The sequence below is a fragment of the Streptomyces racemochromogenes genome, assembly GCF_044129415.1.
In the GTDB taxonomy this organism is placed as follows: domain Bacteria; phylum Actinomycetota; class Actinomycetes; order Streptomycetales; family Streptomycetaceae; genus Streptomyces; species Streptomyces racemochromogenes_A.
In genome coordinates this window covers 1-9,756 of the sequence record NZ_JBBDHD010000185.1, presented here as the reverse complement: position 1 = coordinate 9,756, position 9,756 = coordinate 1, and the positions used below count along the sequence as shown (strand labels likewise).

The 9,756-nt window shown below is 76.6% G+C and carries 2 protein-coding genes; both read right to left on the bottom strand.

The genetic code is table 11. The features are described from left to right. Positions 1-1,253, bottom strand: a 1,253-nt coding sequence (locus WDV06_RS34340) for a beta-ketoacyl synthase N-terminal-like domain-containing protein (RefSeq protein ID WP_395513743.1), incomplete at its 3' end; no start/stop codon positions are given. 32 nt (positions 1,254-1,285) lie between these two features. Beyond that, positions 1,286-9,756, bottom strand: an 8,471-nt coding sequence (locus WDV06_RS34335) for an SDR family NAD(P)-dependent oxidoreductase (protein ID WP_395513742.1), incomplete at its 5' end; no start/stop codon positions are given.

Here is a 9,756-nt window from a genome sequence, read left to right as displayed (position 1 = left end):
ACCTGCGAAGACGGCGCATCCACGTGCAGCGTCTTCGGAAGACGCCCGTGTTCCAGCGCCATCACCATCTTGATGACGCCGGCGACCCCGGCGGCGGCCTGCGCGTGCCCGATGTTGGACTTGAGGGAGCCCAGCCACAGCGGCCGTCCGGCCGTGCGGGCGCTGCCGTAGGTGTCCATGAGGGCCTGGACCTCGATGGGGTCGCCCAGCTTCGTGCCGGTGCCGTGTGCCTCGACCGCGTCCACGTCGGCGGCGGTGACCTGGGCGTCGGCGAGGGCCTGGCGGATGACGCGCTGCTGGGCCGCGCCGCTGGGGGCGGTGAGGCCGTTGCTGGCGCCGTCCTGGTTGACGGCCGAGCCGCGCAGGACGGCCAGGACCCGGTGTCCCTTGCGTACGGCGTCGGAGAGGCGTTCCACGAGGAGGATCCCGGCGCCCTCGCCCGGGCCGAAGCCGTCGGCGGTGTCGGCGAAGGCCTTGCAGCGGCCGTCGGCGGCGACACCGCGCTGGCGGGAGAACTGGACGAACACGGCCGGGGTCGACATGACGGTGACGCCGCCGGCCAGGGCGAGGTCGCATTCGCCGCGGCGCAGGGACTGGGCGGCCTGGTGGAGGGCGACCAGCGAGGAGGAGCAGGCGGTGTCGACGGTGACGGCGGGGCCCTCCAGGCCGAGGGTGTAGGAGATGCGGCCCGAGGTGAAGCTGACGACGCTGCCGGTGAGGAGGTCGCCTTCGAGCTGGGCGGAGGGTGCGCGGACCCCGCTGGTGTAGCCGCCGTCCCAGGCGCCGACGAAGACGCCGGTGCGGCTGCCGTGCAGGGAGCGGGGGTCGATGCCGGCCCGTTCCAGGGCCTCCCAGGAGGTTTCCAGCAGCAGCCGCTGCTGGGGGTCCATGGCGACGGCCTCGCGGGGGGAGATTCCGAAGAAGCCGGGGTCGAAGGCTCCGGCGGCGTTCAGGAAGCCCCCTTCGCGGCAGTACGAGCGGCCGGCCGCGTCCGGGTCGGGGTCGTAGAGGCCCTCGACGTCCCAGCCGCGGTCGGCGGGGAATGGCGAGACGGTGTCGGTTCCGGTGGACACCAGCTCCCACAGGTCCTCGGGGGTGTCGGCGCCGCCGGGGAAGCGGCAGGCCATGCCGACGATCGCGATCGGCTCGTGGGCCCGTCCCTCCAGTTCCTTGAGGCGTTCGCCGGTGCGGTGCAGTTCGGTCGTGGCCCGCTTCAGGTATGCGCGGAGCTTGTCTTCGTTCGCGTTCGCCATGTCTCGTCACCCGTCACGTGCTGTGCGGCGGTTCAGAACCGCTCGTCGATGAATGCGAAGATCTCGTCGTCGTCGGCGTCCTCGATGGCTTCGGCCACCGACCCGGCCGCCGGGTCGTCGCCGCCGGCCGGTGTGCCGCCGAGGCCGTTCCACAGGCCGGTGAGGGCCGCGAGGCGGCCGGCGATCTCCTTGTGCGCCGTCTCGTCGGGTCCGCCGCCTTCCGCGGCCCGGCCGGAGAGGGCGCCGAAGAGGGATTCCAGGCGGTCGAGTTCGGCGAGGACGGAGGCCGCGCGCGCGTCGGTGCCCGCTGGGGCCGGGGCGGCCTGGTCGTCGGCGGGGGCCAGGGCGCCGCTGAGGTGGGCGGCGAGGGCGGCCGGGGTGGGGTGGTCGAAGACCAGGGTGGCGGCCAGGCGCAGCCCGGTGGCGGCGGCCAGCCGGTTGCGCATCTCGACGGCGGTGAGGGAGTCGAAGCCGAGTTCCTTGAAGGCCCGGTCGGTGAGGACGTCCTCCGCTGCTCCGTGGCCGAGTACGGCGGCGGCGTGGGCCCGTACGGCGTCGAGGAGCAGTTCCTCGCGTTCGTCGGCGGGCAGGCCGGCGATCCGGTCGGCGAGGGTTTCGGCGGGGCCGGTGTGCTGCCGGGTGCCGGTGGTCTCCCGGCCGCCGCCGACGAGGTCGGTGAGGAAGGCGGGGACGGGGCCGGCGGCGCGCAGGGCCGCGGGGTTGAGGCGGATGGGGACCTGGAGGGGGCTGTCGACGGCCTGGGCGGCGTCGAAGAGGGCGAGGCCCTCGGTGTCGGTGAGGGGCATGATCCCGCCCCGGGCGAGGCGGCGGTGCATGCCGTCCTGGTCGAGGTGTCCGGCCATGCGGCTGTCGGTCGCCCACAGGCCCCAGGCGAGGGAGACGCCGGGCAGGCCGAGGGAGCGGCGGTAGCCGGCGAAGGCGTCGAGGAAGGCGTTGGCGGCCGCGTAGCCGCCTTGGCCGGGGCTGCCGAACAGGGCGGACGAGGAGGAGTAGAGGACGAACGCGGACAGGTCGTGGTCGCGGGTCAGTTCGTGCAGGTTGAGGACGGCGTCGACCTTGGGGTGCAGGACGGTGTCCAGGGCTTCGGGGGTGAGGGTGGGCAGGGTGGCGTCCGCGAGGACGCCGGCGGTGTGGACGACGCCGGTGAGGGGGGCGTCCGCGGGGATCGCGGCGAGGAGCGCGGCGAGCTGGGCCCGGTCTCCGGCGTCGCAGGCGGCGAGGGTGACGCGGGCGCCGAGCGCGCCGAGTTCGGCGGCGAGTTCGGGGGCGCCTTCGGCGTCGGGGCCCTGGCGGCCGGCGAGGACGAGGTGGCGGACGCCGTGCGCGGTGACGAGGTGGCGGGCGACGGCGCTGCCGAGGGTGCCGGTGCCGCCGGTGACGAGGACGGTGCCGTGGGGGCCGAAGGCGGGCGGCAGGGTGAGGACGAGCTTGCCGGTGTGCCGGGCCTGGCTGAGGGTGCGGAACGCCTCGCGGGCGTGGCGGACCTCGTGGACGGTGAGCGGCAGCGGCTCCAGCACGCCCGCTTCGAAGAGGGCGAGGAGTTCGCGGAGCATCTCGCCGACGGTGTCGGGGCCGGCCTGGACCAGGTCGAACGCCTGGTAGCGGGTACCGGGGTGGGCCGCGGCGACGGCTTCGGGGTCGCGGACGTCGGCCTTGCCGAGTTCCAGGAAGTGGCCGCCGCGGGGCAGGAGGCGCAGGGAGGCGTCGACGAACTCCCCGGTGAGGGAGTTGAGGACGATGTCCACGCCCCGGCCGCCGGTGGCGGCGAGGAAGGCGTCGGCGAAGCCGGTGGTGCGGGAGTCGGCGATGGCGTCGTCGGTGAGGCCGCGGGCGCGCAGGGTGTCCCATTTGCCGGTGCTCGCGGTGGCGTAGACGGTGAGGCCGTGGTGGCGGGCCAGCTGGAGGGCGGCCATGCCGACGCCGCCGGCGGCCGCGTGGACGAGGAGGGACTGGCCGGGGGTGGCTCGGGCGAGGCGGGTCAGCGCGTAGTGGGCGGTGAGGAAGACGGCGGGTACGGACGCGGCCTGGGCGAAGGTCCAGCCGGCCGGGACGGGGGCGAGCATGCGGTGGTCGGCGACGGCGTAGGGGCCGAAGCCGCCCGTCCACATGCCGAGGACCCGGTCGCCGGGGGCGACGGTGGTGACGCCGGGGCCGACCTCGGCGACGACGCCCGCGCCTTCGGCGCCCATGACGGGGTCGCCGGGGTACATGCCGAGGGCGATGAGGGTGTCGCGGAAGTTGATGCCGGCGGCACGTACGGCGATGCGGACCTGGCCCTCCTCCAGGGGTGCCAGGGTGTCGGGGGCGGGGGCGAGGCGCAGGCCCTCCAGGGTGCCGGTGCCGCTGGTGGCGAGCCGCCAGGCGGGGGTGCCGGGGGGCGGGAGCAGGAGGTCGCCGGGGTGGTCGCCGGAGCGGGCCAGGCGGGGGGCCCGCACGGTGGCGCCGCGGACGGCGAGCTGGGGTTCGCCGGAGGCGAGGGCGGCGGAGAGGGCGGCGGTGTCCGGGTCGCCGGCCGGGTCGAGGTCGAGGAGGGTGAAGCGGCCCGGTTCCTCGGACTGGGCGGAGCGGACGAGGCCCCAGACGGTGGCGGTGGCCGGGTCGGTGACGTGTTCGCCGGGGGTGGTGGCGACGGCGCCGCGGGTGATCAGGGTGAGGGTGGTGCCGGCGAGCCGGTCGCCCGCGTCGAGCCAGGCCCGGGCGAGGTCCAGGGCCCGGTGGGCGGTCGTGTGGGCGGTCGCGGCGTCGGGGCGGGGGTGGTGCGGGAAGGACACGGCGACGGTGTCGGGGGCCGGTCCGTCGGCGGTGGCGGCGAGGAGCGCGGGCAGGTCGGGGTACCAGTCGGCGGGGGTGCCGGCGGTCTCCAGGGCGGCGAGGACCTTGGCGTGGTCCTCGCCGACGACGGCGGTCCGCACGGGCAGCGGGGCCGCGGGAGTGTGCTGCTTCGGCCAGGTGACCTCGTACAGGGAGCCGCCGTGGCGGCCGCCGGCGGGACCGGACGCGGCGGCGAGCTGTTCGTCGGAGACGGTGCGGACGCGGAGTTCGCCGATGTCGAGGACGGGCCGGCCGGTGTCGTCGGTGGCGTGGAGGGTGACGGCGTCCTCGCCGGCGGGGGTGAGGGTCACCCGCAGCCGGTCGGCGCCCTCGCCGTACAGGCGTACGCCGCGGACGGCGAAGGGCATGCGGGCCTTGCCGTCGTCGGGGAAGAAGGCGCCGAGGCTCATCGTCTGGAGGGCGGCGTCGAGGAGGGCGGGGTGGATGCCGTAGCCGGCGGAGGCCTCGCGGGTGCGGGGCGGGAGGGCGATCTCGGCGTGGACGGCGGTGTCGTCGCGCCAGCCGTCGTGGAAGCCGCGGAAGTGCGGCCCGTAGTCGTAGCCGCGGGCGGTGAACTCCTCGTAGAACGCGTCGGGTCCGGGGCGTCCGGCGGGCCGGTCCGCGGCGGCCGGCCAGGGCAGGGGCCGCGGGGCGGGCGGGGTGTCGGCGTCGGGGGCGAGGGTGGCTTCGGCGTGCCGCTGCCAGGGGGAGCCGGGGGCGGCGCCGGCCTCGCGGGAGTGGACGGTGAGGGTGCGCCGGCCGTCGGCGTCGGCGGCGGTGACCTGGACGCGGAGTTCGACGGCGCCGTCGTCGGGCAGGACGACGGGTGCCTGGAGGATCAGTTCGTCGAGGCGGCCGCAGCCGGACTGCCGGCTGGCCCACAGGGCCAGCTCGACGAGGGCGGCGCCGGGCAGCAGGACGGTGCCCAGCAGGGCGTGGTCGGCGAGCCAGGGGTGGGTGTCGGCGCCGACGCGGGCGGTGTAGACGACGGACCCGGACTCGGGGAGTTCGACGCCGCCGCCGAGCAGCGGGTGGCCTGCCTCGTGGAGGCCGATGGAGGCGGCGTCGCCGCGCCGGGCGGGCGCGTTGTACCAGTAGCGTTCCCGCTGGAAGGGGTAGGTCGGGAGGTCGACGCGGCGCGAGTCCTTGCCGAAGAGGGCGTCGGCGTCGATCTCGACGCCGCTGACGTGGGCCATGCCGAGGGCGGCGGCGAACCAGCGGGCGCCCCCCTTCTCCCGGCGCAGGGTGGCGAGGACGGCGGCGTGGGCGCCGGCGTCGGCGACGGTCTCCTGGAGGGAGGCGGAGAGCATCGGGTGGGGGCTGGGTTCGAGGAAGACCTCGTGGCCGTCGGCGATCAGCGCCCGGGTGGCACGCTCGAACTCGACGGGTTCGCGCATGTTGCGGTACCAGTAGTCGCGGTCCAGGGCGGCGGTGTCGAGGAGGCCGCCGGTGACGGTGGAGTAGAAGGGGATGTCGCCGCTGCGCGGGGCGACCGGGGCGAGGACCTCCAGGAGGTGCTCCTTGAGGGCGTCGACCTGGGCGGAGTGCCCGGCGGTGTCGACACCGGGGATGGCCCGGGCGTGGACGCCTTCGGCGGTGAGCTCGTCGAGGAGTTCGCGCAGGGCGGCGGGCTCGCCGGCGACGGCGGCGGTGCCGGGGCTGTTGACGGCGGCGACGGACAGCCGGTCGCCGAACCGCTCCAGGCGGGCGCGCAGTTCGGCGGGGGGCAGCGATGCGGCGATCATGCCGCCCTTGCCGGCGAGGGTGAGCCAGGCCTGGCTGCGCAGGGCGACGATCCGGGCGGCGTCGTCGAGGGAGAGGCCGCCGCAGACGTAGGCGGCGGCGATCTCGCCCTGGGAGTGGCCGACGACGGCCGACGGGTGGACGCCGAGGGAGCGCCAGGTGGCGGCGAGCGACACCATCATGGTGAACAGGACGGGCTGGACGACGTCGACGCGGGCGAGCGAGGGCGCTCCGGGGACCTGGCGCAGGACGTCCATGACGGACCAGTCCAGGTAGGGGCGCAGGGCCTCGTCGCAGGCGGCTGCGGTCTCCCGGAAGGCCGCGGAGCGGTCCAGGAGGCCTTCGGCCATGGCGGGCCACTGGGAGCCCTGGCCGGGGAAGACGAACGCGATGCGGTCGCCGGGTCCGGCGGAGCCGCGGAGCACGGCGAGGTGCGGCCGGTCCTGGGCGAGGGCGCCCAGGGCTTCGAGGATCTCCTCGCGGCTCTCGCCGATGACTGCGGCGCGCCGTTCGAAGCGGGAGCGGGCCGTCAGCAGGGTGTATCCGGCGTCGGCGGGGTGCGTGCCGGGGTGTTCGACGAGTCCGGCGCGCAGCCGGGCCGCCTGGGCGCGCAGGGCGGTCTCGGAGCGGGCGGACAGCAGCAGCGGGACGGTGACGTCCGCCCAGGCGTCGGGGTCGTCCTCCGGTGCGGTGGCGGGGGCCGGTGCGGCCGGGTGGGGCGCCTCTTCGAGGATGACGTGGGCGTTGGTCCCGCTGATGCCGAAGGCGGAGACGGCGGCGCGGCGCGGGGTCCCGTCCCCCCGCCACTCCAGGTCCTCGGTGAGGAGGGAGACCGCTCCGGAGCTCCAGTCGACGCGCGGGGTGGGCGCGTCGACGTGCAGGGTGCGGGGCAGGGTCCCGCCGCGCAGGGCGAGGACCATCTTGATGACGCCGGCGACGCCCGCGGCGGCCTGGGTGTGGCCGATGTTGGACTTCACGGAGCCCAGGCGCAGCGGCCGCGCTGGGTCGCGGTCCCGGCCGTAGGTGGCGAGGACGGCCTGGGCCTCGATGGGGTCGCCGAGTGCGGTGCCGGTGCCGTGCGCCTCGACGGCGTCGACGTCCTGGGGTTCCAGGCCGGCGTCGGCGAGGGCCTGGCGGATGACCCGCTGCTGGGAGGGGCCGCTGGGGGCGGTGAGGCCGTTGCTGGCGCCGTCCTGGTTGACGGCCGACCCGCGGATCACGGCGAGGACGGGGTGTCCGAGGCGTTCGGCGTCGGAGAGCCGCTCGACGAGCAGCATGCCGGCGCCCTCGCCGAGGGCCACGCCGTCGGCGCCGGCGGCGAAGGCCCGGGTGCGGCCGGTGGGGGACATGACGCGCTGGCGGGAGAACTCGACGAGCATCTCGGGGGTGGACATGACGGTGGCGCCGCCGACGAGGGCCATCCCGCATTCGCCGCGGCGCAGCGACTGCACGGCCAGGTGGAGGGCGACCAGGGACGCCGAGCAGGCGGTGTCGACGGTGACGGCGGGGCCTTCGAGGCCGAAGACGTAGGAGAGCCGGCCGGACATGACACTGGCGGAGTTGCCGGTGCCGAGGTAGCCGTCGAAGTCCTCGTCGCCGTTCTGGAGCAGCGGCATGTAGTGCTGGCCGTTGGTGCCGACGAACACGCCGGTGCGGCTGCCGCGCAGGGTGGCCGGGTCGAGGCCGGCGCGTTCGAGGGCCTCCCAGGAGGTCTCCAGCAGGAGCCGCTGCTGCGGGTCCATGGCGAGGGCCTCGCGCGGGGAGATCCCGAAGAACTCGGGGTCGAAGTCGGGGGCCTCGTGCAGGAACCCGCCCTCGCGGACGTACGTGCGGCCCTTCGCCTCGGGGTCGGGGTCGTAGAGGCCGTCGAGGTCCCAGCCGCGGTTGGTGGGGAAGGTGGTGATGGCGTCGCCGCCGCCGCGCAGCAGCCGCCACAGGTCGTCGGGGGTGTTGACGCCGCCGGGGAAGCGGCAGGCCATGGCGACGACGGCGACGGGCTCGGCGTCCCCGCCGGCGGGGACGGTGGCGAACGGCCCGTCCGCCTGCCCTTCGGGCCCGGTGCCGGAGGCCAGCTCGTGGAGGTGGCGGGCGACGGCCGCGCTGGTGGGGTGGTCGAAGACGAGGGAGGCGGCCAGGTCCAGTCCGGTGGCCTCGCGGAGCCGGTTGCGCAGTTCGACGGCGGTCACCGAGTTCAGGCCGAGTTCCCTGAACGCCCGCTCGGGGTCGATGCCTCCGGGCGAGGCGTGGCCGAGGACGGCCGCGGCGTGGGTGCGGACGAGGCGCAGCAGCTCGCGCCGCTGCTCCTGTTCCGGCCGTCCGCGCAGGGCGCCCGCGATCCGGGTCGCGGACGGTCCTCCGGCGGCCCCGGCGGCTTCGGCGGCCGCGCGCTCGGCGGCACGCAGGGCACGTACGGCGGGCAGGTCGTCGAGCAGTGCGGAGGGGCGGGCGGCGGTGTAGGCGGCGGAGAACCGCGCCCAGTCGACGTCGGCGACGGCGACGGCGGTGTCCCTGCCGGCCAGCACCGCGTCGAGGGCGTCGAGGGCCCGGTCCGGGTCCAGGAACCGCAGGCCCGCGCGGAGCGTCTGCTCGGCGGCGGGGCCGGTGAGGGAGCCTTCCCAGGGGGTCCAGGCGATGGAGGCGGCGGGCAGGCCGAGGCCGCGGCGGGCTTCGGCGAGGGCGTCGAGGTAGGCGGTGCCGGCGGCGTATCCGCCCTGGCCGGCGCCGCCCCACACGCCGGCGACGGAGGAGAACAGGACGAGGGCGTCGAGTTCCCTGCCGGTGGCGCCGAGGAGGGCGTGGAGGCGGGCGGCCAGGCCCGTCTTGGCGGTGACGGCCGCCGCGAAGCCCTCGATCGTGGTCTCGGCGAGGGTGGTGAGGGGGGCGGTGGGCGGGGCGACGTAGACGGCGGACGGCGCGTAGCGGTCGAGGAGTTCGCGCAGCCGGCCGTCGTCGGCGGGGTCGCACGGTACGACGGTGATCCGGTCGTCGGGGCGTCCGGCGCCGGTGTCGTCGCCCAAGGTGTCGGCCGCACCGGCGAGGACCACGCGGTCCGCGCCGGCGGTGAGCAGCCGGCGGGCCAGCGGTCCGGCCGCGGTGGCGAGGTCGCCGAGGATCAGGACGGTGCCGCGCGGGGCGGGCGTACGGGGGGCGGGCGCGCCGGCGGCGGCCGGGACGAGGCGGCGGCCGTAGGTTCCGGAGCCCCGGACGGCGATCTGGTCGTCGGCGGCGGGCGCGGCGAGGGCGGCGGCCAGGCGCTGGAAGGCGCGGGCGTCGGGCTGCGCGGGCAGGTCGACGAGGCCGCCCCACAGGGAGGGCAGTTCGAGGGCGGCGACCCGGCCGAAGCCCCAGGTCTGGGCGGCCTCGGGGGACGGGGACTCGGCGGGCGAGACGGCGACGGCCCCGGCCGTGGCGGCCCACAGGCGGGCCCCGCTGCCGGCGTCGGCGCAGGCCTGTGCGAGGGCCAGGGTTGCGGCGAGACCGAGCGGCAGGCCGGGGTGGTCGGGGTGCTCGCCCTGGACGAGGGGCAGCAGGGACAGGATCCCGCTGAGCGGCGGGGCGTCGGCCCGGTCGGCTGCTTCGGCGAGGAGGGCCCGCAGGAGGGACCGGTCGGCGCGGACGGGGTCGACGGCGAGGGCCTCGACGGTGGCTCCCCGGGCGGCGAGGGCCCGGCGGGCGGCTTCGGTGTGCGCGGAGCCGGAGAGGGAGTCGTCGGCGACGAGCAGCCAACGGCCGGAGAGCCGGTCGGCCGGATCGTCGGCGCGCAGGTTCTTCCAGGTGACCCGGTAGCCGAGGCCCGCCTCCGGCCCGGTGGCGGCGGGTGCGGTGGCGGGCGTGACGGTGGGGGCCGCGGGCAGCCAGTGGTGCTCGCGCTGGAAGGCGTACGTCGGCAGGTCGACGCGACGCGCGCCGGTCCCTTCGAAGAGGGAGG